The 25,667-nt window shown below is 61.4% G+C and carries 27 protein-coding genes; 17 read left to right on the top strand and 10 right to left on the bottom strand.

What is annotated here, in order from left to right; genetic code table 11:
- The first annotated feature begins 9 nt into the window (after positions 1–9).
- The 5 genes from POI8812_RS09000 to POI8812_RS08980 all read left to right on the top strand — a co-directional run bounded on the left by POI8812_RS09000 (position 10) and on the right by POI8812_RS08980 (position 4,443).
- The gene (locus POI8812_RS09000) at positions 10–486 is read left to right on the top strand and encodes a MaoC family dehydratase (RefSeq protein ID WP_108782211.1); all 477 of its coding nucleotides are present in this window, start codon (positions 10–12) and stop codon (positions 484–486) included.
- Positions 487–627: 141 nt separating this feature from the next.
- Complete coding sequence (locus POI8812_RS08995; RefSeq protein WP_108782210.1) at positions 628–1,860, top strand: acyl-CoA dehydrogenase family protein; 1,233 nt, start codon at positions 628–630, stop codon at positions 1,858–1,860.
- A 3-nt stretch (positions 1,861–1,863) separates the two neighbouring features.
- Complete coding sequence (locus POI8812_RS08990; RefSeq protein WP_108782209.1) at positions 1,864–2,517, top strand: histidine phosphatase family protein; 654 nt, start codon at positions 1,864–1,866, stop codon at positions 2,515–2,517.
- Complete coding sequence (locus POI8812_RS08985; RefSeq protein ID WP_108782208.1) at positions 2,498–3,505, top strand: phosphotransferase family protein; 1,008 nt, start codon at positions 2,498–2,500, stop codon at positions 3,503–3,505. Before POI8812_RS08990 ends, POI8812_RS08985 begins: the two co-directional genes overlap by 20 nt.
- Positions 3,502–4,443, top strand: a complete 942-nt coding sequence (locus POI8812_RS08980; RefSeq protein ID WP_108782207.1) for an NAD(P)H-dependent flavin oxidoreductase — start codon at positions 3,502–3,504, stop codon at positions 4,441–4,443. Before POI8812_RS08985 ends, POI8812_RS08980 begins: the two co-directional genes overlap by 4 nt.
- 2 nt (positions 4,444–4,445) lie before the next feature.
- On the opposite strand, the gene POI8812_RS08975 is transcribed toward POI8812_RS08980, so the two are convergent.
- From POI8812_RS08975 to POI8812_RS08965, 3 genes are read right to left on the bottom strand one after another with little or no spacing between them, the layout of a single operon-like run.
- On the bottom strand, positions 4,446–4,997 hold the full coding sequence (locus POI8812_RS08975; RefSeq protein ID WP_146186143.1) for a GNAT family N-acetyltransferase: 552 nt from the start codon (positions 4,995–4,997) through the stop codon (positions 4,446–4,448).
- Entirely contained in the window at positions 4,994–8,674 is a 3,681-nt protein-coding gene (locus POI8812_RS08970) for an efflux RND transporter permease subunit (protein WP_108782205.1), read from the bottom strand. Before POI8812_RS08970 ends, POI8812_RS08975 begins: the two co-directional genes overlap by 4 nt.
- Positions 8,671–9,849 carry an efflux RND transporter periplasmic adaptor subunit gene (locus POI8812_RS08965; RefSeq protein ID WP_108782204.1) on the bottom strand — a complete coding sequence of 393 codons (1,179 nt, stop codon included), beginning with the start codon at positions 9,847–9,849 and terminating at the stop codon, positions 8,671–8,673. Before POI8812_RS08965 ends, POI8812_RS08970 begins: the two co-directional genes overlap by 4 nt.
- A 230-nt stretch (positions 9,850–10,079) precedes the next feature.
- On the opposite strand from POI8812_RS08965, the gene POI8812_RS08960 reads away from it, so the two are divergent.
- The 7 genes from POI8812_RS08960 to POI8812_RS08930 all read left to right on the top strand — a co-directional run bounded on the left by POI8812_RS08960 (position 10,080) and on the right by POI8812_RS08930 (position 17,659).
- Complete coding sequence (locus tag POI8812_RS08960) at positions 10,080–10,754, top strand: tetratricopeptide repeat protein (RefSeq protein WP_108782203.1); 675 nt, start codon at positions 10,080–10,082, stop codon at positions 10,752–10,754.
- A gap of 3 nt (positions 10,755–10,757) precedes the next feature.
- Entirely contained in the window at positions 10,758–12,053 is a 1,296-nt protein-coding gene (locus tag POI8812_RS08955) for an outer membrane protein assembly factor BamB family protein (RefSeq protein ID WP_108782202.1), read from the top strand.
- A 91-nt stretch (positions 12,054–12,144) separates the two neighbouring features.
- On the top strand, positions 12,145–13,569 hold the full coding sequence (der, locus tag POI8812_RS08950; RefSeq protein ID WP_108782201.1) for a ribosome biogenesis GTPase Der: 1,425 nt from the start codon (positions 12,145–12,147) through the stop codon (positions 13,567–13,569).
- 57 nt (positions 13,570–13,626) lie between these two features.
- A complete protein-coding gene (radA, locus tag POI8812_RS08945) occupies positions 13,627–14,988 on the top strand; it encodes a DNA repair protein RadA (protein ID WP_108782200.1) in 1,362 nt (453 codons plus the stop codon).
- A 25-nt stretch (positions 14,989–15,013) separates the two neighbouring features.
- Positions 15,014–15,571: a CvpA family protein gene (locus POI8812_RS08940; RefSeq protein ID WP_108782199.1), complete on the top strand. Its 558-nt coding sequence runs from the start codon at positions 15,014–15,016 to the stop codon at positions 15,569–15,571.
- Between the two features lie 191 nt (positions 15,572–15,762).
- Positions 15,763–17,226: an amidophosphoribosyltransferase gene (gene purF, locus POI8812_RS08935; RefSeq protein WP_108782531.1), complete on the top strand. Its 1,464-nt coding sequence runs from the start codon at positions 15,763–15,765 to the stop codon at positions 17,224–17,226.
- Entirely contained in the window at positions 17,219–17,659 is a 441-nt protein-coding gene (locus POI8812_RS08930) for a DUF1284 domain-containing protein (protein ID WP_108782198.1), read from the top strand. The genes purF and POI8812_RS08930 overlap by 8 nt, the downstream gene beginning before the upstream one ends.
- Before the next feature lie 63 nt (positions 17,660–17,722).
- Here POI8812_RS08930 and POI8812_RS08925 read toward each other — a convergent pair whose 3' ends face one another.
- On the bottom strand, positions 17,723–18,286 hold the full coding sequence (locus POI8812_RS08925) for a biotin transporter BioY (protein ID WP_108782197.1): 564 nt from the start codon (positions 18,284–18,286) through the stop codon (positions 17,723–17,725).
- Positions 18,287–18,363: 77 nt separating this feature from the next.
- Here POI8812_RS08925 and POI8812_RS08920 point away from each other — a divergent pair, with 77 nt between their 5' ends.
- Positions 18,364–19,062, top strand: coding sequence for an SDR family NAD(P)-dependent oxidoreductase (locus POI8812_RS08920; protein WP_245895330.1), 699 nt, complete (start codon positions 18,364–18,366; stop codon positions 19,060–19,062).
- On the opposite strand, the gene POI8812_RS08915 is transcribed toward POI8812_RS08920, so the two are convergent.
- From POI8812_RS08915 to POI8812_RS08890, 6 genes are all read right to left on the bottom strand, one after another.
- Positions 19,055–19,366: a hypothetical protein gene (locus tag POI8812_RS08915; RefSeq protein ID WP_108782195.1), complete on the bottom strand. Its 312-nt coding sequence runs from the start codon at positions 19,364–19,366 to the stop codon at positions 19,055–19,057. The two genes, POI8812_RS08920 and POI8812_RS08915, sit on opposite strands and share 8 nt — an antisense overlap.
- A complete protein-coding gene (locus POI8812_RS08910; RefSeq protein WP_108782194.1) occupies positions 19,363–19,776 on the bottom strand; it encodes a paraquat-inducible protein A in 414 nt (137 codons plus the stop codon). Before POI8812_RS08910 ends, POI8812_RS08915 begins: the two co-directional genes overlap by 4 nt.
- Positions 19,773–20,099, bottom strand: coding sequence for a hypothetical protein (locus tag POI8812_RS08905; protein WP_108782193.1), 327 nt, complete (start codon positions 20,097–20,099; stop codon positions 19,773–19,775). Before POI8812_RS08905 ends, POI8812_RS08910 begins: the two co-directional genes overlap by 4 nt.
- 2 nt (positions 20,100–20,101) lie before the next feature.
- On the bottom strand, positions 20,102–20,854 hold the full coding sequence (locus POI8812_RS08900) for an ABC transporter ATP-binding protein (RefSeq protein WP_108782192.1): 753 nt from the start codon (positions 20,852–20,854) through the stop codon (positions 20,102–20,104).
- A complete protein-coding gene (locus tag POI8812_RS08895) occupies positions 20,851–21,645 on the bottom strand; it encodes an MlaE family ABC transporter permease (RefSeq protein WP_108782191.1) in 795 nt (264 codons plus the stop codon). The genes POI8812_RS08900 and POI8812_RS08895 overlap by 4 nt, the downstream gene beginning before the upstream one ends.
- Positions 21,646–21,734: 89 nt before the next feature.
- Positions 21,735–22,442, bottom strand: coding sequence for a GntR family transcriptional regulator (locus POI8812_RS08890; protein WP_108782190.1), 708 nt, complete (start codon positions 22,440–22,442; stop codon positions 21,735–21,737).
- An 86-nt stretch (positions 22,443–22,528) separates the two neighbouring features.
- Here POI8812_RS08890 and POI8812_RS08885 point away from each other — a divergent pair, with 86 nt between their 5' ends.
- From POI8812_RS08885 to POI8812_RS08870, 4 genes are all read left to right on the top strand, one after another.
- The gene (locus POI8812_RS08885; RefSeq protein WP_108782189.1) at positions 22,529–22,819 is read left to right on the top strand and encodes a UxaA family hydrolase; all 291 of its coding nucleotides are present in this window, start codon (positions 22,529–22,531) and stop codon (positions 22,817–22,819) included.
- Positions 22,820–22,825: 6 nt separating this feature from the next.
- On the top strand, positions 22,826–24,004 hold the full coding sequence (locus POI8812_RS08880) for a UxaA family hydrolase (protein ID WP_108782188.1): 1,179 nt from the start codon (positions 22,826–22,828) through the stop codon (positions 24,002–24,004).
- 89 nt (positions 24,005–24,093) lie between these two features.
- A complete protein-coding gene (locus POI8812_RS08875; RefSeq protein WP_108782187.1) occupies positions 24,094–24,621 on the top strand; it encodes a molybdopterin-binding protein in 528 nt (175 codons plus the stop codon).
- Positions 24,622–24,650: 29 nt separating this feature from the next.
- Complete coding sequence (locus tag POI8812_RS08870) at positions 24,651–25,655, top strand: Ldh family oxidoreductase (RefSeq protein ID WP_108782186.1); 1,005 nt, start codon at positions 24,651–24,653, stop codon at positions 25,653–25,655.
- Positions 25,656–25,667 lie beyond the last annotated feature (12 nt).

Below are 25,667 nucleotides of genomic sequence, written 5' to 3'. Positions count from 1 at the left end.
GGAGACATCATGTCCTTGCCACACCGAAATATCGTACCCCTTGATGACCTGACCGCCGCCATCGGCAGTCGGGTCGGCACCTCGCGGTGGTTCGAGGTGACGCAGGACCAGATCGACGCTTTCGCCACGCTCACCGATGATGCGCAATTCATCCATGTCGATCCGGCGCGCGCTGCGCAGACGCCATTTGGCGGGACGATTGCCCATGGGTTCCTGACGCTTTCGATGCTCTCAGCCATGGCCTATGACGCGGCCCCGGTGCCTGAAGGGGCGGCGATGGGCGTCAATTACGGCTTTGACAAGGTGCGGTTCCTGTCTCCGGTTCCGGCGGGTGCACGTATTCGCGCGCAGTTCGATTTGACCGCTGTTGAGGTTGCGGATCCAACCGTGACCTGCCGAATGTCTGTGGTTGTCGAGATTGAGAACGCCCCGAAACCGGCCCTCGCGGCAGAGTGGATTACGCGCACCTATTTGGCCGAAGGCTGACAAAACGGTGCACGGGATGTGCACAGGTTGTGCACGCATTGTGTACACCGGTTTTGGGTCGATGGCGGTTGCCGTAACGGCGCTCTTGCCCTTGTCGTTCCCCTGCGTCACGCTTCGGTCAAAACATCTGGGAGGACAATCATGGACCTTGGCATCAGCGACCGCGTGCGCCCGCTTATCGAGCAGGTGCGCGACATGGTACAGACCGAGATCAAGCCGCTTTCGGACGAGTTCCTCAGCCGCGTAGGCGAGACCGGTGATCGCTTTAACTACTCCGCGCGTCAGACCGAGATCCTGGAAAGCCTCAAAGCCACCGCGCGGGAGCGGAACCTGTGGAATTTCTGGCTGACCGACAGCGACAAGGGCTACGGGCTGAGCACCGTGGAATACGCCTATCTGGCTGAAGAGATGGGAAAAGTTCATCTGGCGGCCGAGGTTTTCAACTGCTCCGCACCTGATACGGGCAATATGGAAGTGTTTGAGCGGTACGGTACGCAAGAGATGAAGGAACGCTGGCTGAAACCGCTTCTCGCCGGTGAAATCCGCTCCGCCTATGCAATGACGGAACCTCAGGTCGCGTCCTCAGACGCTACGAATATGAGCATGACTTGCGTGCGGGACGGCGATGAGTGGGTGCTGAACGGAGAGAAATGGTGGATTTCCGGCGCGGGTGATCCGCGTTGTGCGGTTTATATCGTAATGGTTTCTACACCTTCCGATGATAGGCCCCGCCATCAGCAACACTCGATGGTCGTCGTTCCGGCTGACACGCCGGGGATCGAAATTCTGCGCGCGATGCAGGTTTACGGCCATGACGACGCGCCGCATGGCCATATGCACATGCGCTTTACCGACGTTCGTGTGCCAGCCGATGCGATGCTGGTGGGGGAGGGGATGGGCTTTCCGATCTCGCAAGGTCGTCTTGGGCCGGGCCGCATCCACCACTGCATGCGCGCCATCGGGCAGGCGGAAAGCGCGCTTGAGCTGATGTGCCGCCGCTCCACCCAGCGGGAGGCATTTGGCAAACCGCTCGCCCGGCTTGGCGCGAATTTCGACATCATCGCCGAGGCGCGGATGAAGATCGAGCAGGCCCGGCTGTTGTGCCTCAAGGCGGCGTGGATGATGGATCAGGGCGATGCGCGCGCCGCCGCTCCGTGGATCAGCCAGATCAAGGTTGTCGCGCCGCGCGTCGCCCTCGAAGTCATTGATGAAGCGGTGCAAATGCATGGTGGCGCCGGTGTCAGTCAGGACACGCCGCTCGCGATTGCGTGGACCCATGTGCGCACGTTGCGCCTGGCCGATGGGCCCGATGCGGTTCACCGCCGTCAGGTCGCGCGGGCAGAGCTGAAACCCTACACCAATCAGGCCACCTGAGCCTTGGCGGGGATCACGCTGGTCCGCCATGGACAGGCCAGTTTCGGCGCGGAAGACTATGACAAGCTCAGCCCGCTCGGCCATATGCAGGCCGAGTGGTTGGGTGAGTACATGACCGCGCACCAGATGGGTTTTGACCGCGCCCTGCGCGGTGATCTGCGCCGCCATCGTGAGACGGCAGAGGGGATCGCACGGGCGGCGACAGTGCCGCAACCGGGTGTTGATGCGCGGTTGAACGAACTCCATTTTGACGCGCTTGCCACCGAGTATATTGCCGCGACAGGTTCAACCGCGCCGACGTCACGTGCGGAGTTTCTACACCATTTTCCGCTTATGTTCGCACGGTGGGCTGAGGACGAAATCTCCAATGATGGGGAGAGTTACGAGGCGTTCTTTGCACGAACCAATGCCGTCGTGGACGAGGCCGCGACAATGGGCGGCGAAACGCTGCTCGTCACATCGGGTGGCGTGATCGGCATGGCCATCGCACGGGTGCTTGGCCTCGATGCCGTGGCTGCTGGCAACCTGCTCGTCAACATTCACAATGCCAGCCTGCACCGGCTTGATCTGGAGGAGGGGCAGTTGCGCCTCTCCCTCTTCAATGCCAGCCCGCATCTCGATCCACAGGAGCGACGCCATGCAAGAACGCATATCTGAACTCACCCCCTATCTTGAAGCACATGTGCCCGGCTTTCAGGGCCCGATCAGCGATGTGCGCAAGACCGCGCAGGGCCAGTCGAACCCGACCTTCATCTTTACCGCCGCCAGCGGGCGCTATGTGCTGCGCCGAAAGCCAGAGGGCGAGTTGCTGAAATCTGCCCATGCTGTGGATCGGGAGTTTCGCGTCATTTCGTCCCTTGCCGAAACCGATGTGCCCGTCCCGCAAGCGCTGCATCTGTGTGAGGATGAGAGCGTGCTGGGCACCATGTTTTACGTCATGTCCTTTGTGGAGGGGGCGAACTGGGTCGACCCGCGCCTCAAGGATGAGAGCAACGAGACCCGCGCCGCCGTCTATGACAGCATGAACGCGACGCTGGCGGCCCTGCACTCCGTCGATGTGGAGGCGGTGGGGCTCGGCGATTACGGCCCGCCGGGCAATTACTTTGAGCGGCAGGTCGGGCGCTGGACCAAGCAGTACCGCGCCAGCGAGACCGAGACCGTGCAGCCTATGGAAGAGCTCATCGCGTGGCTTGAGGGGCAGACCCCGCCAGAGGGGCCCGCGCGACTGGTGCACGGCGATTGGCGCATCGACAACATGCTGTTCGGCCCCGATGGGCGCTGTACCGCTGTGCTGGACTGGGAGCTTTCGACGCTGGGCCATCCGCTGGCTGATCTCGGCTCGCAGATCATGCAGTGGCAGTTGCCGCCCGGAACCGAGGGTCGGGGCTTGATGGGCGTGGACAGGGCCGCACTCGGCATCCCATCCGACACCGAATATGCCGAACGCTATGCGGCGCGCGCAGGCTTGGCGGATGTGCCGCAGCTCGATTACCCGGTTGCGTTTGCGTTCTTTCGCATGGCCGCCATTATCCAGGGCGTGAAGAAACGCGCGCTCGACGGCAATGCCTCGAACCCGGAGGCCGGGCTGAAGATGGGCGCCTATGTCCCGATGTTCGCCCAAGCAGCCCTGATGAGGATCAAATGATCAAGAACCTGCGTATTCCCGCTGTTGCCGCCCCACTCTTCATCATCTCCAATCCGGCATTGGTGATCGCACAGTGCAAGGCGGGGATTGTGGGCAGCTTCCCGGCACTGAACGCGCGCCCGCAAAGCCAGTTGGACGAGTGGTTGCACGAGATTACGGAGGCGCTCGCCGCCCATGATCGGGACAACCCCGATCAGCCTGCGGCACCCTATGCTGTGAACCAGATTGTCCACCGCTCCAATGATCGGTTGCAGGCGGATATCGAGACCTGCGCGAAATACGCGCCACCCATCACCATCACCTCGCTTGGGGCACGGACGGAGTTGAACGATGCAGTCCACGCCTGGGGCGGGATCACGCTGCACGACATCATCAACAACACATTCGCGAAAAAGGCCGTCGAGAAGGGGGCCGATGGCTTGATTGCCGTTGCCTGGGGCGCGGGCGGTCATGCGGGGCGGCTCAGCCCCTTCGCGCTGATCCGGGAAATCCGGGGCTGGTTTGATGGGCCGCTGCTGCTCTCCGGCTCCATCGCGACGGGGGACGGCGTGTTGGCGGCGCAGGCCATGGGCGCGGACTATGCCTATATCGGTTCCCCCTTCATCGCGACGGATGAGGCGCGGGCGGTTGAGGGTTATAAGCAGGGCATCGTGGACGGCTCAGCCGACGATATCGTTTATTCCAACCTCTTTACCGGGGTGCACGGCAACTATCTGCGCCAGTCGATTGAGAATGCGGGGATGGACCCGGACAACCTGCCCGAAGGCGATGTCAGCACCATGAGCTTTGGATCAGATCGCGAGAAGCCAAAGGCGTGGAAGGAGATCTGGGGCGCCGGGCAGGGCATCGGCGCGGTGGATCGGGTTCAACCGGCTGCGGATCTGGTCGCGAAACTGGCCGAGGAATATGAGGCGGCCCGAAAGCGGCTGGTACTCTAACCCTACCAGAGCGCTGGGTCGTCGAAAGCTGCCACAGCGCGCGAGGGGCTGCTCAACCCAGAAAGTCCACCGTCCTTCAATGACTTTGCCTGCCAGCCCATCGGCATGGAGAGCGCATGAGGCGGTCTGACCGTCTCTGCCGCCACGTGTTCAAACCCGAACCGGCCATAGTAACCGGGGTCGCCATAAGTGACGATCGCAGCTGCCTGTTCTGAGCGCAGATGGGCCATGGCCGCGCGGATCAGGGTGGAGCCTTTGCCTGTTTTCCAGTGATCCGGATGCACGGCGACCGGGGAGAGTAGCCAAATCGGCCCAGTTTCCTGCGCAAATGTGAGCCGCGTCAGACAGATCGCGGCGACGACCACTTCCTTTGTTTCAAGCCAACAGGGGTTGAGATCGGCCCGCCGGGTATGGGCCAATAGGTTTTCTGCCAAAGACCGGATTGCTTGACCTTCATCGGCGCCTTCCGACGCGGTAAAGCTCGCCTCAAACAGAGAACACCATGCCGACGGGTTGGTCGGCATGGTGTCGAGATGCGGCGTCAGACCGCTCACTCCGCAGCCGTAATCGAGGCTGGGAAGGGCAGGGGCGGTTCCGCCTCTTTCTGCCGCTTCGGGCTGGCCCACGGATCGGAGATATCGTCGTTCCAGACCTCGGTATCGGTCCAGTCGATCTCCCCAGGTTTGCGGGCGCGGCGGGCCGCACGGCCAAGGGCGCGATCCCGGTTGATCGTCGCATTGCGACTGCGCAGTTGCGCATAGGCGAAGCGGAACAGCGCTTTGGCAAACAACACCACCCAGACCCGTGCGGCGAGCATGGCCGGTGTGAACACCAGCGTCAGGATGGTCGCAAAGGCCAGACCGAAGACAACGGCCGTTGCGAGCTGTTTCCACCACAGCGCGGTGGGCGCATCGACCGAGATCGCGTTGGCTGTGCCTGCTTCAGCAAAGTTGAGCGATACACCCAACGCCATCGGCAGCAAGCCCGCAATCGTCGTGATTGTGGTCAGCAGAACCGGGCGAAGACGATCCTGTGCCGTGCGGGAGATTGCCTCAAGCTTTGGCATATAGCGCGCATATTCCTGATAGGTGTCGATCAGAACGATGTTGTTGTTCACCACGATGCCAGCGAGCGCCACGATGCCCGTTCCGGTCATGATGATCGAGAAGGGCTGCTGCATCACGACCATCCCGACGAGCGCACCGGCAACCGACAGAACCACCGCCAGCAGAACCACAACCGAATTGTAGAAGCTGTTGAACTGCGCCAGTAGGATCACGAACATCAGGCCAAGCGCGCCTGCAAAGGCACTCATCAGGAAGGCCTGGCTTTCGGCCTGTTCTTCCTGATCGCCGGTCCACTCCCACTCGATCCCGGCAGGGATGTCCGCTTCAGTCTCCAACCATTCGGTCAGGACTGCGATGCGCTCATTGGCGTTGAGCGGCGCGGTCATGTAACCCGCCTCGGCATATGCATCGGCATTTGCTTCGGCGACCTCGGCGCTGACAATTTCCACGATCTCGCCGTCATTTGCCGGGTCGGTCACCGTGATCATGCCGGCGGCAACATCCGACTTCACATCGAAGTATCGCACGCTGTCCACGCGGCCAATCTCGGCAAGGCTCGGCACCGGCTCACGTGTCACGAAGTTCGACATCGGCACCAGACCGTCCTGCGTGCGCACACGCAATGTGTCGAGGGTGGCGAGGATGCGGTCTTCTTCGGGGAAACGGACGCGGATTTCGATCTCTTCATCCGATGAGTCCACGCGCATCGTGTCGAGCAGGATGCCGCGGGTGACAAGCTGGACCATACCGCCCACCGTGGCCACGTCCGCGCCATAGCGCCCGGCCGCTTCCACATCGACATTGATTTGCCAGTCGATGCCGGGCAGGGGGCGATTGTCCTCTTGTTCGACCAGACCGGGGGTCTCATCAAATCGGGCGCGCATCAGGGCGGTTGTGGCGAGCAGGTCTTCCCAGTTCGAGCCGGTGAGGCGCAGGTGCAGCGGCTTACCCTGTGCGGGGCCCTGTGCGCTCTCACTGATCTCGGCAATCACGCCAGGGATTTGGGCGAGATTTTCGTTGATCTCATCGAGGATGACATTGCCGTCGCGCCGCGTGTTCCAAGGCAGAAGTTCGATCTGCACCTGACCGATGGCGTCATTGGGGGCAGACGCTCCACCGGTGTTTTGGTTCAGACCGCCGGAACCTGCAAAGGCGAAAATACTCTCGACCCCATCGGTGCCCATGATGACTTCCTCGACCTGCTGGACGAGGCGGTCCTTTTCTTCAAGGCTGAGATTGCCGCGCGCACGGACGTAGGCGACGGCGCGCTCCGGCTCCTGCTCCACGAAGAATTCGACCCCGTAATTGTTGTTGGGGAAGAAGACCGTGAAGACCCAGAAGACGGTGCCAACCACGGCGCCAATCACAACGAAGGGCATGAAGGCGAGGTAGGGGCGACCGATGTTGCCGGAGATGACCTGTGTGAGCCAGCCAAAGCCGCTCTTGCGATAGCCGGATTTGACCTTCTTACCTTCACCCACCGACTTGAGCGATCCGGCCGTCACGCTGAGTGCGACGAAGAGGGCGACTAGTGCGAGCACGAGCGGCAGTTTGCCCTCTGCCGTTTGCAGCATCGTCCAGAAGGTGCCGACCATGCCGACGCCGATGGCCGCGAAGGCAAATGCGCGGATCGACCAGTGCAGGCTACGCCGCATTGCGGCAGAGGCGTTTTCGAGCATTCGGGTCACGCGGCCCGAAACACCGCCGACAACAGGCAGGTAGACGAGTGCCACGACCAGCGAGGCCGACAGGACAAAGATCAAGGTGACAGGCAGCATGCCCATGAACTCACCCGGAATGCCCGGCCAGAACAGCATCGGCAGGAAAGCGCAGAGCGTTGTAGCCGTCGAGGAAATGATCGGCCAGAACATCCGCTTGGCCGACCCGGCATAGGCCTGCATCGGAGCCTCGCCACGCTCGATCCGCTTGTCGGCATATTCGACGACGACGATCGCGCCATCGACCAGCATCCCCACGGCGAGGATCAGGCCGAACATCACGATGTTGGAAACGGTGAAGCCCAGCAGGCTCAACAGTGCAAAGCAGAGCAGGAACGAGGTCGGGATTGCGAAGCCGACCAGCAACGACGAGCGCACGCCGAGGGCCAGCAGCATCACGACCATCACGAGCGCAATCGCTGTCAGGACGGAAGCCTCAAGCTGGCTGACCATATCCGCAACATTCGTGGACTCGTCCATCGAGAAGTTGACGGTGATCGCGTCCTGAAGCTCTGGCGGCCACTCGGCCACAGCTGCGGCGACCTGCGCGCGCACATCGGCGACGGTGTCTATCAGGTTCACGCCTTTGCGCTTCACCACCTGTAGGGCGACGGTTGTTTCGCCATTGTAGCGGGCCGTGCCCTGCGCATCCTCGAAAGTCAGGCGGATTTCGGCCAGATCGCCCAGGGTGATGACCCGGTCGCCATTCACCTTCACTGGTAGGTTATAGACGTCTTGCGGGTCGTCGAAGCTGGACGGGATCTTTACGGAGGTGGCGCTGGTGCCGTTCTCCACCTCACCGGCGGCAACAAGCTGGTTGTTGTTCTGAACAGCAGCGAGAAGTTCCTGCGCGGTCACGTTATAGGCTTCGAGCCGTAGCGGGTCGATTGTCACCTCAAGCATCTCGTCGCGATGCCCGGCCAGGCCAGCCTCAAGGACGGACGGCATGGACTCGATGTCGGTTTGCAGGTCGTTCGCCACACGCAGCAACGTCCGCTCTGGCACATTGCCGGACAGAGAAATCACAAGGATCGGGAATTCGGAGAAGTTGATCTCGGAAATCGTCGGCTCTTCCGCCTCGGCGGGCATTTCGGCCTGCGCCTGATCCACCCGGTCGCGGACATCTGCGATGGTGGCGGACTTGTCCCAGCCAAACTCGAATTCGAGCACGACAATCCCGACGCCTTCGGCTGCCGTGGCTGTCATCTCTGCCAGACCGTCAATGTCGCGCAACTCGTTCTCTAGCGGTTGAACGAGTAGTGTTTCGCTGTCCTCTGCACTCACGCCGGGCAGGGGGGCCGTGACGACGAGGACGGGGACGTCAATGTCAGGCTCACCCTCTTTCGGAAGCCCGGTATATGCGATCCAGCCGACGGCAAGGCTCATCGCGATGAAGACAATGATCATACGAGCCCGTTCGGCGGCCCAATCGACGATACCGGTCATAGCGTGTCACTTTCTTCATCAAGCTGGCTGCGGGGCAATTGCGAGCGGGTCAGGCCAGCATCGCCCTGTTGGCCGAGCTGATCCTGATAGGTCACAGCGATGGTCCGACCATCACTGACGAATTCCTGACCGGTGACGATCACGTCCTCCTGCGCGTCGAGGCCGCTGACCCAAACGCCCTCAGCATTGTCGCGGATGACCTCGACCGGTTTGAACATGGCCTGATCGTTTTGCACGGTGCGCACGCCCAGCCGCCCTTCATCATCAAGGGTGAGTGCGACCTGCGGCAGCAGATGGGCCTCAACCCCGGCTAGTGAGATCGCGATTTCAGCCGTGGACCCGTCGCGGATCGACAGATCCTCATTGGGCACATCAATTTCGACGCGGAAGGTGCGGGTCAGCGGATCAGCGGAACGGCCGACAAAGCTGACTGTTCCGGCGAGTTCCTCACCGCTGATCAGTCGCGCGCCGCCAAAGGCACCGACTTCGATCTTTGACACGTCGCGCTCTGCCGCGAAGCCGACCAGACGAATTGTGGACAGATCGAGCAAGGTGCCGCAGATCGCGCCGGGCTGCATCAGGCTGCCCAGCTCTGCCGTGTCTGCCTCCAGCAGGCCGGTGAAGGGGGCGGTGATCGTCAGACGTTCGATTTCCCGCTGGGCGACATCGACGGCGGCTTCGGCGGCCTGAAGTTGGGCGCGACGGGCAATTGCGGTGTTCTCGGGCCCGAGACCCCGTTCGGCCAATTGCTCAGCCGCTTCGGCATTCACGCGCGCTTCTTCGCGCGCGGCGATGGCCTGCGCCAGGCTGGCCTCACGCGTCTGGGGATCAAGCTCACACATTACATCTCCCGCTTCGACGAGTGTGCCGCGGGAGAGCGCGTTTGAGATGACCTGACCGCTGGTCTCTGCGGCGACATCAAGGCGCCGCGCGGCCTCGGTCCGGCCCCGCAGGACGATGCCGCTTTGCACATCTTGCGCGACAGAGCGGATTGCGACGACCGAGACTGGATTGCCGGACCCGCCGATCGTCTGGGGAATTTCATCTTCTGCGGCCACGTCCGTTTCTTCACCGGACGGGGCGGGGAGGTAGCGTGTCACGAATTCCGGCTGGAAGAGCCAAGCATATATGCCGAAGGCGACCAATGCGGTCAGGATGAGGTTGCCGAGTTTCATGGCCAATGCTCCATCACGGGCTCGTTTCTGCCCTCGCAAATAGTGGCTCACTTTTAACAGAACAAGGGTCTCTTGTCCATTTATGTGAACGCGGTTCTCTTTTTTTGCGCTGCAAGGTGAAGAATGGATCACTCTGACCGTGCGACATTTTGGAAACTGGCTTTGCAGCCACTCGCTGCATTGGGTAGTGTCCGCCCAAGATTGAACGTCAGACAGACGAGGTTCCCGGCGTGAGCAACCCTGATTCCTTTATTGATGAGGTCAGCGAAGAAGTTCGCCGTGACCAGTTTTATGGCTATTTGCGCCGCTATGGCTGGATCGGTGCCACGGTCATTATCGCGATCGTCGGCGGGGCGGCCTATGTCGAATGGTCGAAGGCCAGTGCAGAGGCGGACGCACAGGTCAGCGGCGGCGTTATTGACAGTGCCCTGCAAATAGAAGAACCGGCTGCGCGCGCTGATGCGCTGGCAGAGGTGACCGTCGGTGACGCAGACGTCGTTGCACGCTTTGCCCAGGTCACCAGCCTACAGCAGGCTGACGATGCTGAGGGTGCTGCCGCGCTGTTGGAAGAGTTGATGGCCGGTGATGGGCTCTATGCCGACCTGGCAACCTTGCGTCGTGTCGGTCTGCCCGGCGCTGTGCCCAGCCCGGAGGAGCGGATCGCGTTGGTCGAACCAATCATCGCCGCGGGTGGCTCGTTCTCGCTTCTCGCGACGGAGCAGCGTGCGCTCGCTTTGATCGAGATGGGTGAGGTTGAGGAGGCGCAGGACATTCTGGCCGGTTTGCTGGATGCGCCGCTGGCGACGGGCGCATTGCGCAACCGCGCGGCTCAGATGATTTTTGCAACGGGCGGAACGCTCGATGCCGGACCGGTTCTGGTCGATCCCAATGCTGAGGAGAACTGATCCATGATCCGTCCTGTTCTGACCCTTTCTATGGCGTGCCTCGTTGCGTCTTGCGGCCTTTTTGACGGTGAAGAGGATATCCTGCCGGGTGAGCGTATTCAGGTGCGCCCTGCAACTTCTGCGACGGTCATTCAGAATACTGCTCGCCCCGCAGCACTTCCTGCCGCGCGCATCAATGATGCATGGACCCATCCCGGCGGTTCCGCCAGTCATGCAACCGGACATCCGGACTTGCAGGGTGAGGTGACATCCGCTTTTGTGACCAGCGTGGGCACCGGGAACAGCGACGAGGTGCGGATAACCTCCGGTCCTGTCGTAGCGGGCGGCTCTGTCTACACGATCTCTTCCACGGGCACGGTTGTAGCGACGACGACATCGGGTCAGCGTCGCTGGGCGCAATCGCTCGTACCACTGGGTGAGCAGGCACAGGATGGTTTTGGCGGCGGTGTTTCGCTGGGCAACAACTCGGTCTTTGCTGCGACCGGCTTTGGCGAGGTGTTCGCGCTGGACGCCAGCGATGGCTCAATCCTGTGGCAGGCCAATGTGGGTGCGCCGGTGCGGTCCGCTCCGACCTTTGCAAATGGCCGGGTGTTCGTTGTTGGGCGAGATGACACGGCAACTGCGTTCAACGCAGATACGGGCACGGTCGAATGGCGGGTGCAGGGCGCCCGGGGGGATACTGGCGTTCTGGGTGGTGGTCAGGTCGCGGTGTTCGAGGGCCTTGCCGTGCTTCCGTTCTCGTCCGGTGAAATTCTGGCAGTTGGGGCGCGGAACGGGCGGCGCGCATGGGCAACCGCGCTGACGCAGGGCCGGCGTGGTCTGGCGCGCTCTTCCATCGGTGACATCACCGGCGATCCGGTTGTCGTGGGCACATCTGTCTATGCCGCGAACCAGTCCGGCTCCCTCGTATCGATCAACGGTCTTTCCGGGACGCGCAACTGGACGCACCCGGATGGTGCGGTGGACGCGCCACTGGTGGTTGGAGACAGCGTCTGGTTCGTGTCTGACCAGGCAGAGCTGATCCGTCTGGATGCCGCAAATGGCAACCCGATCTGGAGCGTGCAACTGCCCGCGCGCAATCCGCGGGATGAGGATGTTTCTGCCTTCTATGCTGGACCTGTTCTTGCGGGAGGCCGCTTGGTCGTCGCGACCGATACCGGACTGTCCTTCTTCTCGCCGACGGATGGCTCCTCTCTGGGGGCTGTCAGTTTGCCCGATGGTGCGGCCTCGGCCCCGGCTGTTGCTGGGGGGCGGCTCTACGTCCAGTCCGGCACGGGGTCTCTGCACGCCTTTGAGTAGAGCGCTTTCCAAGGCGCGAAAAAGGGCGTAAGAGCCGCTTTCTCACCGCGCGGGACGTCTCGCGCGGTGGTTTTGTTTCGTGGAGTTGGCCATGTCTTTCACTCTTGCCATTGTCGGTCGTCCCAATGTGGGCAAGTCGACCCTGTTCAACCGTCTGGTGGGCAAGCGGCTGGCATTGGTGGACGATCAGCCCGGTGTCACCCGCGATTTGCGCGAAGGGGCCGCGCGACTGGGCCAGCTACGCTTCACCGTGATCGATACGGCGGGTCTGGAAGAGGCCACGGATGAAAGTCTTCAGGGCCGTATGCGCGCATTGACAGAGCGTGCCGTGGATATGGCGGACTTGTGTCTGTTCATGGTCGATGCGCGGACAGGCCTGACCCGGCAAGATCTTGTTTTTGCAGATATCCTGCGCAAGCGCGCCGACGGTCGTGTGATCGTCGCAACCAACAAGGCAGAGGGCCAGGCGGGGGAAGCGGGCTTTTACGAGGCCTATAACCTCGGGCTCGGCGAACCGGTTGCGATTTCGGCTGAACATGGCGAGGGGATGGATGAGCTGCGCATCGCGTTGACCCCCTGGGCTGAGCAGTTCGAGGCGCAGACCGCAGAGGTTGAGCTCGATCTGGAAGCCGGGGATGAGGCGAGCGGCCGTCCGATGCAGATTGCCGTCGTTGGCCGTCCGAATGCGGGCAAATCCACGCTGATCAACAAAATTATCGGAGAGGATCGTCTGCTGACCGGGCCTGAGGCCGGGATCACCCGCGATTCCATCTCTGTCCCGTTCACATGGGGCGACACGAAGATGAAAATCTTCGATACGGCGGGGATGCGTCGCAAGGCCAAAGTTCAGGAGAAGCTAGAGAAGCTGAGCGTTTCCGATGGTTTGCGAGCAGTAAAATTCGCAGAGGTGGTTGTCGTGGTACTCGACACATCCATCCCGTTTGAGAGCCAGGATCTGCGCATTGCCGATTTGGCCGAGCGCGAGGGACGCGCCGTCGTTTTTGCCGCCAACAAGTGGGACGCGGAGGAGAACCGGGCCGAAAAACTCGCCATGATGAAGGAGCAGCTGGGCCGGTTATTGCCGCAGCTTTCAGGCGCACCTTTGATTACCGTCTCTGCCCTGACAGGGCGGGGGCTGGAACGCTTGCGAGAGGCGATCCTTAAGCAACATGAGGTGTGGAACAAGCGTGTGTCCACCGCTGTGCTGAACCGCTGGCTGAATGATCAGCTTGAGGCGCATCCGCCACCCGCCCCCGGCGGACGGCGGATCAAGCTGCGCTATATGACGCAAGTGAAGTCGCGCCCGCCGACCTTTGCGGTTTTCTGCTCGATCCCCGATGCGTTGCCAGAAAGCTATAAAAGATTTCTGATCAACGGCTTGCGCCGTGATCTTGATATGCCGGGAACGCCAATTCGACTGGAATTGCGCAAACGCGACAACCCTTATGCGGATCGAAAGACCCATCGGGCGACCAAGCTGCGCAAGCGGCCCGGGTTCAAGGACAATCAATACTGACCGCCTCCGGCGGGGATATTTGAACCAAGCAGAAGGAGTGGCCCCGTGGCGCGAAACATGACCCGTTTTGTCTGCAATGAATGTGGGGCCGTTCACAAAAAATGGGCCGGACGGTGCGATGCCTGTTCTGCCTGGAATTCGATTGTCGAGGACACAGCCGCGGCGCCCAGCGGCCCCAAGGGCAAGGCGTTAGATCGGAAGGGCGGGCGTCCCGTTGAATTGTCCGATCTCAGCGTTGCGGATCCGCCATTGCCCCGGTCCGTGTCCGGCATTGCCGAGCTTGATCGCGTGTTGGGCGGCGGGCTGGTGCCAGCCTCGGCCACGTTGGTGGGCGGGGATCCGGGGATCGGAAAATCAACCCTGTTGTTGCAGGCGGCAGCAGCATTCGCCCGCAAAGGTGCGGGCGTCGTCTACGTTTCCGGCGAAGAGGCGGCGGCCCAGATCCGTATGCGTGCCCAGCGTCTGGGCCTTGCGGATGCACCGGTCAAGCTGGCGGCAGAGACAAACTTGCGCAACATTCTGGCGACTTTGGAGGCTGAGAAGCCGCGACTTGCCATCATCGATTCGATCCAGACGATGTGGGCGGATCATGTGGACAGCGCGCCCGGATCGGTCTCGCAGGTTCGCGCGGCGGCGCATGAATTGGTCACGTTTGCCAAACGTCAGGGGATCAGTGTGATCCTCGTTGGTCATGTGACCAAGGAAGGCCAGATCGCGGGGCCGCGTGTGGTCGAGCACATGGTTGATACGGTGCTCTATTTCGAAGGCGAGCGTGGTCATCAGTTCCGCATCTTGCGCGCGGTGAAGAATCGCTTTGGTCCCGCGGATGAGATCGGCGTGTTTGAGATGACAGGAGAGGGCTTGGCCGAGGTCAGCAATCCATCCGAGTTGTTCCTGTCAGAGCGCGGGCAACCGGCCTCTGGCTCCGTTGTTTTTGCCGGGATTGAAGGGACGCGGCCTCTTCTGTGCGAAATCCAGGCGCTGGTCGCGCCCTCACCGCTCGCTACGCCCCGGCGGACTGTCGTTGGATGGGACAGTGGGCGATTGGCGATGATCCTTGCGGTGTTGGAGGCGCGGGCGGGGATCGCCTTTGGTGGCATGGACGTCTATTTGAACGTCGCAGGTGGTCTTCGCGTCGCCGAACCTGCGGCAGATCTGGCCGTGGCGGCTGCCTTGATGTCCGCGCGGCAGGATCATGCACTGCCCGCCGAAACCGTTGTCTTTGGTGAGATCAGCCTGTCTGGCGCCTTGCGCCCCGTTCCACAGGCTGACGCTCGGCTAAGAGAGGCGGCAAAGCTGGGATTTAGCCGGGCGGTCGGTCCAAATGGGCTGAAACGGGCTGCACAGGCCCCGATCTCGCTTGAAACGCTTGACGATCTTGGCGGCTTCGTGGAATCCGTATTCGGACCGCTCGACTGACGAGCAGAAAAAGGCAGGGGACATTATGGAGAACTTCACGTTGGTGGATGGTGGCGTTGCCGCCGTTGTTCTCATTTCGGCCCTCTTGGCCTATTCCCGTGGCCTTGTGCGCGAGATCATGTCGATCGCCGGTTGGGTGATCGCGGCTGTCGCCGCTTTCTATTTCGCGGGTCAGGTCGAACCCATCATCGCGGAACTGCCGGTCGTACGGGACATCGTGGGGGGATCGTGCCAGCTGAGCATTTTGGCGGCCTTTGCCGTGGTCTTCATCATCGCGCTGGTCATCGTGTCGATGTTCACCCCGCTTTTGGCGGGATCGATCCAGAATTCCTCGCTGGGCTCTATCGACAGCGGTTTGGGGCTGCTTTTCGGCTTGGCGCGCGGCCTCCTGCTTGTCGCTGTTGCCTTTATCATTTTCGATATGACGCCGATGGCCAATGATGGCATCGCGATGGTCGAGAATGCAGCGTCCCGCGATTTCATCGCCAGCTTGCAGGAAACATTGTCGAGCTACATCCCGACGGAAATGCCGCCGCAGATCACCGACAGCTACGAGCAACTGATGGGGCGCTGCTCCGAATAAGCGTCGTCGCTTCCAGCCAGGCTGACCAATTGAGAGCGCCTCCGATATTCGGGGGCGTTTTTGATTTGGGGGGCAGGGCTGTGGCGCAATCGCGACGGGTTGCTCTGCCGCGGCGCAACATGGGTGACAGGTCCATGACACCTCGCTAGAAGGCTCGTTAACGGATGACCCTCTGGCCGAAGGATTCGCGGATGACCTCGACCGACCTGCCGTCGCTCCCCTGGGATGATGACAAGCTCAAGGAAGAATGCGGTATTTTTGGAGCGATCGGCGTGCCGGATGCCGCCAATTTCGTGGCTCTGGGCTTGCACGCCCTCCAGCACAGAGGGCAGGAGGCCGGCGGCATCGTCAGCTTCCAACCCGGCACCGGTTTTAACTCGGTCCGCCGTTTTGGCTATGTTCGGGACAATTTCACCTCTTCGGATGTGATGGAGCAACTGCCCGGACAGATTGCCTGTGGTCACGTGCGCTATTCCACGGCAGGTTCCAAGGGTGCGGCGATCCGGGATGTGCAGCCACTTTTCGCCGAATTTGCCATGGGCGGTTGTGCGATTGCCCATAACGGCAATCTGACCAACGCAGATCAGCTGCGTGACGAGTTGATTGACCGTGGTTCGATCTTCCAAAGCTCGTCGGACACGGAATGTATCATTCATCTGATGGCCCGCTCGATCCAGCGGTCGATCCCGGAACGGATGAAGGATGCATTGCGCCGGGTTGAGGGCGCGTTCTCGGTCATCGCGATGACGCGGACCAAGTTGATCGGTGTGCGTGATCCGCGCGGTGTCCGCCCGCTGATGTTGGGCAAGGTTGGGTCCGGCGGCTGGGTGCTAGCGTCGGAAACCTGTGCGCTCGACATCATTGGTGCCGATTTCGTGCGAGAGGTCCAGCCCGGTGAGATGGTGATCGCCACGGCAGATGGCATTGAGTCGAGCTTCCCGTTCGAGACGAAGCCGAAGAAATTCTGCGTCTTCGAGTATGTCTATTTCTCCCGACCTGACAGCGTGATCGGCGGACATTCCGTCTATGAAACACGGCGCAAGATCGGTGTTGAACTGGCCAAGGAAAATCCGGTTGAGGCAGATCTCGTCTGCCCGGTGCCTGACAGTGGGACGCCCGCAGCCATCGGCTATAGTCAGGAAAGCGGCATCCCCTATGCAATGGGGATCATCCGCAATTCCTATATGGGCCGCACCTTCATCGAGCCGACGGCAGAGATCCGCAATATGGGGGTCCGCCTGAAGCTGAACGTCAATCGTGCGCTCATCAAAGGCAAGCGGGTGATCTTGGTGGACGACTCAGTGGTGCGCGGCACGACCAGCCGGAAGATCAAAGAGATGATCCTTGATGCCGGGGCGAAGGAAGTGCATTTCCGCATCGCCTCCCCACCGACGCAATGGCCCTGTTTTTATGGCGTCGATACGCCCGATCGTGAGAAGCTGCTGGCCGCGCAGATGAGTGAAGAGCAGATGCGCGCCCATCTGGGCGTGGACAGCCTGAAATTCATCTCGCTCGACGGCCTCTATCGCGCGTGCGGCGAAAAGAAGCGTGAGGCCGAGCCGCAATTCTGCGATGCGTGTTTCTCGGGTGAGTATCCGGTTGCGCCGACGGATCAGTTGGCCAGCGGTAAGTTGCAGATGAAGGTCGATGCCTGATCCCGTCATCCTCAGACCCCATCACGTGCTTTGCGCTTTGGGGTATGAGGGCAAGGGCTATTCCAGCCGGTTCACCGCGAATATGACCCGGATCGTCGATGGCATTCTGCGCGCCGACGATGGGGACGACGTGACGGTCCGTATCACTGAAAAGACCGATGATATCTGCGCACCTTGCCCCAAACGTTTGGGCACGTGCTGCACGTCGCAGATTGCGATCAGTGCGCTCGACAGCCGCCATGCGGCGGCACTCGATCTGTCTGACGGGTTGGAATTGACCTGGGGCGAGGCTCAACAACGTGTGCGTGACAACGTGCAGCCCGATGATCTGCAGACGCTCTGTCGCGGGTGTCAGTGGCTGCCAATGGGCATGTGCACATCAGCCGTTGAACGTCTGCATGCACGGTTGCCAGCCTCCGGCGGGGATATTTGACGGATAAAGAAAAACGCCGCCCCCAGTAGGAGCGGCGTTTCGCAAGTGTTGCTTGGATCGTGATCAGCGGCGGGCCAGCTTGAAGCCGCCGGTGACGAGCAGAGCCGCCAGAACCACCTTGACCGCATCACCCACCAGGAAGGGCGACATCCAGTAGGCCCAGAGATCGGCGCCCGAGGTGCCAGAAACAATGGCGGGCCATGCGAGGCCCGGGATGTAGAGCAGCGCGGCTGCGATCAGACCGGAGAGGACGAGGCCCGGAAGCTTCTGTCCGAAGACGCGCTCCGACAGGAAGCCCGCGACAAAGGCCATCATCACGAAGCCAAACAGGAAGCCCGCCGTAGGGCCGAACAGGGCGGCGGTGCTCATGCCATTCGCGAAGACCGGCAGACCCATTGCACCTTCTGCGAGGTAGAGAGCCAGTGCTGCTGCACCGCGCCATGCGCCGAGGCTCAGACCGACAAACAGGATCGCAAGGGTTTGCAGTGTCATCGGAACCGGGAACATCGGGACGCTGATCTGTGCGGCAATCGCGACCAGAAGCGAACCGCCGACAATCAGGGCGCCGTCACGCAGCAGGGATGGGTTGGACCACAGGCTCATCGCCATGGGGGTGCGTTGGGTCATCGAAGGGCTCCTTCTTTGATGAACATTAGATGACGTCAGATGTGCCGTTGTGCGGGTGCGAATGTCAACAGAGTTGCTTGCGTCTGGCCCGGCTTGCGGGCATTACGCAGACCATGGAACAGACGCTCAAAGATCAGATCGTGCTTGTTACCGGTGCCTCGCGCGGCATCGGGCGGGCGGTGGCCGAAGGGGCTGCGGCCCGCGGCGCTCAGGTTGTTGCAGTGGCCCGCACGGTGGGTGGGCTGGAAGACCTTGCCGATGCGATTGACGCACTGCCAGGTGATGTCACGCTGGTGCCGCTCGACGTGACGGATGAGGGCGGCATACAGCGCATGTGCGCGGCTGTGCATGAGCGTTGGGGCCGGGCCGATATCTGGGTTCATACCGCGATCTATGCGCCGCCCTTGTCGCTGGCGCCCCATATTGCGGTCAAGGAGTTGGACAAGACGCTTTCAATCAATGTGCGCGCGGTGCATCGCTGCGTCGCGTTGATCGAGCCTTTGCTGGCCTTCTCCAAGTCTCCCCGTGCGGTGCTGATGGACGATACGGTGGCGGGTGATCCCTATTACGGCGCTTACGGCGCGTCGAAGGCGGCCGCGCGGGCCCTTGCGCAAAGCTGGCAGCGCGAGACGGCGGAGCAACCCTTGCAGGTTCATCTGCACACACCGCCCCCGATGTCGACGGCGCTGCGTGCACGTTTTCATCCCGGTGAGAACCGTGATGTGCTGACCCCTCCGGCGCAAGCGGCTGGGGCCGTGCTCGACCTGCTCACCTGAACGGCAGGCCAGCGAGCAACATCAATGCGAAGATGACCTGAAAGAGCGGCAACACCCGGTTGCCGCCTTTTTCTGTCGCGGCCAATCCGGCCCCGGCGATCAACAGAACGGCCCCTGCCAAAATCGCGAGCAGCGGATCAAACAGGCTGATAGAGGCCATGCCCGCCAGTGTCGCCAGGACAGCGGCCAGATGGGCAATCCGTCGAATTCCCTTTTGCATGACGGCCTGCCACAGCGACCAGAACATCGCGGCAAAAACTGCGAAACCACCAAGAATGCCGATCAGAAGCGCGGGTATCGTCATGTCTTCCTCCACGAAATCCATAGGGACAGCAGGACGCAGCCGGTGAACAGCCAAAGGCCCCATTGCGGCGTCACGGATGCACCGGCGATGCCCTTGGCCAATACGATGTAAAGGGCAATGAGAAAGATATCGGCCATGGAAAGTCTGGCGATCCAGGGCAGGGCCTGTCCGATCAGAGGCATGGGCCGATGATATGCAAGCTGGGTGAGGACCACCTTCGCATAGGGCATGATCACCGCAAGCAACGCGACAAGGCATGCCAGCGGCCAGCTTTCCGACCAGAGCGTCTGTAACCCGCCAAGCAAAGAGATCTGGCCACCGCCAAGCAGCCAGAACACGCGCGTCTCTATCATCGGTGCGACCCAGGCAACCGGGTAGAGAATGAGAAGTGCGGCATTCAGCATCTTCATTGAACGATGTACAGTATAAGGCCGAGGATCTGGCTGACGGCCACGCTCCCGATTGCAACCCAGCGCATGGTTCCGGGCGCGCGGATCAGGGCCGCTGTTGCTCCGACAGTCGCGACCAGCGCTCCCAATCCGACGGCGCGATCTGTGAGAAAAGGCACGAAGGTGAGCATAGCGGTGTAGATGCCGATACAAATCAAGGCCACCGCCCCAGCTTTCCGGCGTCCGCGCATCAGCTGCACCACGGCAAGGATCGCAAGAACGGGGAGGGCGATGAACATCAGGCCGACGGCGAGGGCATCGGGCAGATCGAGGTGTAGGATCATCGCTAACGCACTGTCGCAATCGGGCCGCTCGCGCTGCCCGAAACGAACTGCGTGACGTGCGGGTCGCCACAAGTGTCGACCTCAGCTGCGGGTCCGGTCCAATGAACCTTTCCATCCAGCATGAGTGCGACGTGATCACCGACGGCACGCATGGAGATCATGTCATGCGTGATCGTGATGCCGGTCGCGCCAAGATCGGCGATGACCTCCCGGATCAGATCGTTGATCACACCGGCCATGATGGGGTCGAGCCCGGTTGTCGGCTCGTCAAAGAAGATAATTTCTGGTTCGGCGGCGATTGCCCGCGCAAGGCCAACCCGCTTTTGCATGCCGCCTGAAAGCTCGGCAGGCAGCAGATCCGCAACATCCGGCGTCAGTCCGACGCGTCGCAGCTTTTCAATGGCGAGGTCGCGGGCCTCGGTCCGGCTCAACCGGTTCTGGCCCTGTCGCAGCCGGAACGAGATATTCTGCCAAACCGTGAGTGAGTCGAACAACGCGCCGCCCTGAAACAGCATGCCGAACCGGGAGAGGACAGCATCATCGCGCGCGCCGATTTCCTGCCCGTCGATGCGAACGGTGCCGGCATCGGGGCGCAAAAGCCCCAGGATGCATTTTAAGAGCACGGATTTGCCCGAGCCTGATCCGCCGAGGATCACAAGGTTCTGCCCCTCGGGAATGCTAAGGTCCACCCCGCGCAGGACGGTCTTGCGTCCAAAGGATTTCGTGATCCCGGTCAGTTCAAGCTTGGCGGTCATACGGCAAAGAACAGTTCTGTTAGGATATAATTTGAAGCGAGGATCAGCACCGACGCTGAAACAACTGCATTTGTCGTGGCCCGCCCGACCCCCTGCGCGCCTCCGGCTGAGTTATAGCCCATATAACATCCCATAAGGGCGACGATGAACCCGAAGACAGCGGCTTTCATCAGGCCAGACAGCACGTCCCCATTCTCCAGAAAGTCGACGGTCGTTTTCAGATACGTGTCCGGATCAAAGCCGAGCCGTTCGACGCCCACCAGATAGCCCCCCATGATGCCGATGCTATCCCCGACAAGGACCAACAGGGGCAGGGCGATGGTGGCCGCGATCAGGCGCGGCAGAACAAGGTACTTCATCGGATTGGTGGACAGCGTGTAAAGCGCGTCGATCTGCTCGGTAACCCGCATCGTGCCCAGCTCGGCGGCGATCGCGGCACTCACCCGGCCGGCGACCATCAGCCCGGCAAGCACCGGGCCCAGTTCGCGGACCATACCAATTGCGACAATGGAGGGCACGACGCTTTCCGCATTGAACCGCGCCCCGCCCGCGTAGATCTGCAGCGCGAGCGCCCCTCCGGTAAACAGCGTCGTCAAACCTACGACCGGCAGGGAATAGTAGCCGATCCGCATGAACTGCCGACCGATCTCAGCAAAGTAGAAGGGCGGGGCCAGAAGGTGGCGCAACGCGTCGAGCGCAAACAACGTGACCCGACCTATACCTGCAAGAGCGCCCAGAACAGTGGCCCCGATACCTGCCAGCAGGCCAGTTACTTGGGTCAGCAGGAACATCTCGGACCTCTTCTCGCGTTTAGGTCTGGATAAAAGATTGTTCCTGCAAGGGAAAGGGAAGAAGCGGTGGTCGCGCTTTGTTGACCCAATCAATCAAGTGTGACGCCGTAGCCAAGCCCGTCGGTAACGAAGAAGCTCTCGCGCGTTTCCACACAAGCATCGCTCAGATCAAACGCGTCGCGTCGCACGCAGAGCACCGGCGTGCCCTCATCAAGTTCGAGCGCCTTGCGCACGCGCGGTGGTGCCAGTTGCGCTGTGAGGTAATCCTGCGCCCGCGCGACCGAAACGCTGAACGCGCGTTGGTAGTGGGAATAAAGCGCATTCGGCAATTGCCCCGCATGTCGATGCAGGGGCAGGCGGGCCGGGTCCGTGAAGATATCCTCGAAGGCGGCGACCGACTGACCTAACGCCCGAACGCGGCGGACGCGGACAATCGGTGCGTCCGGTGCGAGGCCAAGCCGCTCGGCAATCCGGTCGGGGGCTGCGCGCTCTCTCACATCTTCGCTAACGGGGGAAGGAATGACGGGTTGGCCGCCTGCTTCCTCTAGCTTGAAGAAACGGAAAAGTGCTTGTTCGGCAGTGGTTTCCGCGACGTATGTGCCACGGCCCTGACGCCGCTCGACAAGGTTGTCCGTGACCAGCAGGTCCAACGCCTTGCGCACTGTGCCTTGGCTGACGTCCATCTCGTCGGCCAACGCGAATTCGGAGGGCAGAATGGTGCCCGGCCGCAGATCACCGCTGGCGATCCGCGTGCGCAGGCGGTCGCGCACTTGCATGTAAAGCGGGGTCGGCGGCATGAACTACCTCTTGCATCTCATCTATAAGTAGTCTTATACAAGACCTACATTCGATTCCAAGCGAAACCTTAAAGGGAGGACCGCAAATGGGCCAGATACCCCATCTTCTCGTGCATGATCACGGTGATAATGTTGGTGTTGTCGTTGTTGAGGGGCTGACAGCGGGCACGGAAATGCTCTGCGTCGTAACGCATGACAACTCTGACTTCAAACTCACAGCGAACGCGGACATTCCGATCGGGCACAAGGTTGCGCTGAAGGATCTGGCCGAGGGCGACACGGTCATGAAGTACGGCGAGGATATCGGCAAGATGGTCGGTGCCGCGGGCACGGGCGACCACGTCCATACCCATAACTGCAAAACGAAGCGCTGGTGATCTGACATGTTTGATGCAAATTCCACGACAGTAATGGCATGGCGCCGCGAGAATGGCCGCGTCGGTGTCCGTAACCACGTCATCATCCTGCCGGTCGATGACATTTCCAATGCCGCTTGTGAGGCTGTGGCCAACAATGTGAAGGGCACCATGGCCCTGCCGCATGCCTATGGCCGTCTGCAGTTCGGTGCGGATCTGGACCTGCACTTCCGCACCATGATCGGCACTGGCGCAAACCCCAACGTCGCAGCCGTCGTCGTGATCGGGATCGAGCCGGAGTGGACGCAAGTGATCGTCGATGGCATCGCGGCCACCGGCAAGCCCGTCACCGGCTTCTCGATCGAACAGAAGGGTGATTTCGAGACCATCCGTGCAGCCTCCTGGAAGGCCAAGGAATACGTCCACTGGGCATCCGAACTGCAAAAGGAAGAGTGCCCGATTACCGATCTTTGGGTCTCGACCAAGTGCGGTGAGTCCGACACAACGACGGGCCTTTCGTCTTGCCCGACCGTTGGCAACATGTACGACAAGCTGATCCCGCATGGCCTTTATGGCGTGTTTGGCGAGACGTCGGAAATCACGGGTGCTGAGCATATCTGTGAAAAGCGCGCGGCGAACCCGGAAGCGGCTGAGAAGTTCATGGCGATCTTCAAAGAGTATTCCGACAACGTCATCTTCGCGCACCAGACCGATGATCTCTCTGACAGTCAGCCGACCAAGGGCAACATCCTCGGCGGTTTGACCACCATCGAGGAAAAAGCTCTCGGCAACCTGGAGAAGATCGGTCGTGAGTGCACCTACATCGACGCGCTTCAGGCGGCAGAGGCTCCGGCCAAGGGGCCGGGTCTTTACTTCATGGACACGTCCTCCGCTGCGGCGGAATGTGTGACGCTGATGGGTGCGGCAGGCTATGTCATCCACACCTTCCCGACAGGGCAGGGCAATGTGGTCGGCAACCCGATCGTTCCGGTCATCAAGATCTCTGGCAACCCGCGCACCCTGCGTACGATGTCCGAGCATATCGATGTTGACGTGACCGGTGTGCTGACCCGTGAGCAGACGATTGATCAGGCCGGTGATGCGCTCATCGACATGATCCGTCGCACCGCGAATGGTCGCTTCACCGCGGCGGAGGCCCTGGGTCACCGCGAGTTCGTGATGACGAAGCTCTATCGGTCCGCGTAATCGCGAATGATGGCCTTTCAAGGCCGGATTGAGAGATGGTGGCGCGCAGGATAAACTCCTGCGCGTCATAGTTTGTGGAGGGCATCCTGATGCGGCGCGCGGTTTTTGGACTTTTCGTTTTGCTTGGCCTGATGGGGCCTGCCAATGCGGATGATGGGCCGCCGCTCATCACGATCACGGGGGCCAGTATATCGGATGGAATCGGGCCGGGCGGTGATCGAGCCAGCCTCTTCGAGGTTCTTGGCATTCAGTTCGATGACGCGATTGCGTTCAGCTCTGCGGATCTTGCGGCGCTCGATCAAACGTCCTTCCCCGCGCAAATCTCGGGATATTCGGAACCCGTCATGGTCTCGGGTCCCCTGCTTGCTGATGTTGTAGCGACGGCGGGCTTGGAGGGCGACGTCGCTATCTATGCACTCGATGGGTACAGCGCGGTCATAACAGCGGACCTGATGGCCGAGGCTCGGCCTGTGCTGGCAACCCATATTTCCGGCGTGCCTTTCATGTTGGGTGGTCTAGGCCCGACCCTCATCGCCTTTCCCCAGACTGCGCTGGAAGCGGATGCGGAGCTTGAGGCACTGCAAGTCTGGGCGGTTTTTCATATCAGGGTCGACTGACCTTACTCACAAATAGGAAATTGGTGTTCATGACGACTGAAACCCTCACACTCGAACAGGCAGAGGCGCTGGCAACTGCAGCGCTCATTGCGTGCAACACGTCGGCAGAGAATGCGGCCGCGACTGCGCGTGCCCTCGTCCGCGCACAGGCCGATGGGCAGGGTGGACACGGGATCAGCCGTGTGCCGTCCTACGCTGTGCAGGCCCGCGCCGGTAAGGTTGACGGCCATGCCGTGCCCCGGATCGAAGATGTGCGCGAGGGGCTATTTCGGGTGGATGCAGGCTTCGGATTTGCCTATCCAGCCTTCGAATTGGCACTGCCAGAGTTGGAGCGGCGTGTCCAAACAACCGGGATTGCGGCCTGTGCTGTGTATCGCTCCCACCATTTCGGCGTGGCGGGCCATTCCTGTGAGTGGTTGGCTGAACGGGGGATGATCGGGATCACCTACGGCAATGCGCCAAAGGCTATGGCGCTCTGGGGCTCGACCCGGTCAGTTCTCGGAACCAATCCGATCGCCTTTGCAGCCCCGATGGAGCCTGCGCCCCTCGTGATTGACATGGCGACAACGACTGTCGCGCGGGGCAAGATCCTGGCGGCGCGCGAGGCCGGAAAGACAGAGATCCCTGAAGGATGGGCCCTTGGCCCGGACGGAGAGCCAACCACCGATCCGGTTACTGCGCTGGCCGGTACTGTCGCGCCGATGGGTGGGGCCAAGGGGGCCGCACTTGCGCTGATGGTGGAAGTGATGTCGGCCGCGCTGGCAGGTGCGGCTTTCGGGACCGAGGCGAGCTCCCTTTTTGACGCTGAAGGGGAGGCGCCAAATCTGGGTCAGGTGGTGCTGGCGATTGACGCAACCGCACTGTCAGGCGGGGCCTTCGCCGGACGTATGGCGGATCTCGCGGCAATCTACGCGGAAACAGACGGCGCGCGCCTGCCCGGATCACGGCGCTTGACCTCTCGGGCCAAAGCGGCTGAAGAGGGCGTGACCCTGGATGCGACCCTGCTGGCCAAGGTGCGCGCCCTTCTCGATTGATCGGAGCTGACC

The sequence above is a fragment of the Pontivivens insulae genome (assembly GCF_900302495.1).
Classification (GTDB): domain Bacteria; phylum Pseudomonadota; class Alphaproteobacteria; order Rhodobacterales; family Rhodobacteraceae; genus Pontivivens; species Pontivivens insulae.
This window is presented reverse-complemented; position numbering and strand designations above follow the sequence as displayed.

What these genes read in the sequence shown, in the direction of transcription:
- POI8812_RS08995 (WP_108782210.1), top strand. Translation starts at nt 628, where the DNA reads ATGGACCTTGGCATCAGCGACCGCGTGCGCCCGCTTATCGAGCAGGTG.
- POI8812_RS08980 (WP_108782207.1), top strand. Translation starts at nt 3,502, where the DNA reads ATGATCAAGAACCTGCGTATTCCCGCTGTTGCCGCCCCACTCTTCATC.
- POI8812_RS08900 (WP_108782192.1), bottom strand. Translation starts at nt 20,854, where the DNA reads ATGACCGCCAAGCTTGAACTGACCGGGATCACGAAATCCTTTGGACGC.
- der (WP_108782201.1), top strand. Translation starts at nt 12,145, where the DNA reads ATGTCTTTCACTCTTGCCATTGTCGGTCGTCCCAATGTGGGCAAGTCG.
- POI8812_RS08940 (WP_108782199.1), top strand. Translation starts at nt 15,014, where the DNA reads ATGGAGAACTTCACGTTGGTGGATGGTGGCGTTGCCGCCGTTGTTCTC.
- purF (WP_108782531.1), top strand. Translation starts at nt 15,763, where the DNA reads ATGACCTCGACCGACCTGCCGTCGCTCCCCTGGGATGATGACAAGCTC.
- POI8812_RS08915 (WP_108782195.1), bottom strand. Translation starts at nt 19,366, where the DNA reads ATGACGATACCCGCGCTTCTGATCGGCATTCTTGGTGGTTTCGCAGTT.
- POI8812_RS08965 (WP_108782204.1), bottom strand. Translation starts at nt 9,849, where the DNA reads ATGAAACTCGGCAACCTCATCCTGACCGCATTGGTCGCCTTCGGCATA.
- POI8812_RS08875 (WP_108782187.1), top strand. Translation starts at nt 24,094, where the DNA reads ATGCGGCGCGCGGTTTTTGGACTTTTCGTTTTGCTTGGCCTGATGGGG.
- POI8812_RS08955 (WP_108782202.1), top strand. Translation starts at nt 10,758, where the DNA reads ATGATCCGTCCTGTTCTGACCCTTTCTATGGCGTGCCTCGTTGCGTCT.
- POI8812_RS08905 (WP_108782193.1), bottom strand. Translation starts at nt 20,099, where the DNA reads ATGATCCTACACCTCGATCTGCCCGATGCCCTCGCCGTCGGCCTGATG.
- POI8812_RS08925 (WP_108782197.1), bottom strand. Translation starts at nt 18,286, where the DNA reads ATGACCCAACGCACCCCCATGGCGATGAGCCTGTGGTCCAACCCATCC.
- radA (WP_108782200.1), top strand. Translation starts at nt 13,627, where the DNA reads ATGACCCGTTTTGTCTGCAATGAATGTGGGGCCGTTCACAAAAAATGG.
- POI8812_RS08930 (WP_108782198.1), top strand. Translation starts at nt 17,219, where the DNA reads ATGCCTGATCCCGTCATCCTCAGACCCCATCACGTGCTTTGCGCTTTG.
- POI8812_RS08985 (WP_108782208.1), top strand. Translation starts at nt 2,498, where the DNA reads ATGCAAGAACGCATATCTGAACTCACCCCCTATCTTGAAGCACATGTG.
- POI8812_RS08880 (WP_108782188.1), top strand. Translation starts at nt 22,826, where the DNA reads ATGTTTGATGCAAATTCCACGACAGTAATGGCATGGCGCCGCGAGAAT.
- POI8812_RS08910 (WP_108782194.1), bottom strand. Translation starts at nt 19,776, where the DNA reads ATGAAGATGCTGAATGCCGCACTTCTCATTCTCTACCCGGTTGCCTGG.
- POI8812_RS08870 (WP_108782186.1), top strand. Translation starts at nt 24,651, where the DNA reads ATGACGACTGAAACCCTCACACTCGAACAGGCAGAGGCGCTGGCAACT.
- POI8812_RS08885 (WP_108782189.1), top strand. Translation starts at nt 22,529, where the DNA reads ATGGGCCAGATACCCCATCTTCTCGTGCATGATCACGGTGATAATGTT.
- POI8812_RS09000 (WP_108782211.1), top strand. Translation starts at nt 10, where the DNA reads ATGTCCTTGCCACACCGAAATATCGTACCCCTTGATGACCTGACCGCC.
- POI8812_RS08970 (WP_108782205.1), bottom strand. Translation starts at nt 8,674, where the DNA reads ATGACCGGTATCGTCGATTGGGCCGCCGAACGGGCTCGTATGATCATT.
- POI8812_RS08890 (WP_108782190.1), bottom strand. Translation starts at nt 22,442, where the DNA reads ATGCCGCCGACCCCGCTTTACATGCAAGTGCGCGACCGCCTGCGCACG.
- POI8812_RS08895 (WP_108782191.1), bottom strand. Translation starts at nt 21,645, where the DNA reads ATGTTCCTGCTGACCCAAGTAACTGGCCTGCTGGCAGGTATCGGGGCC.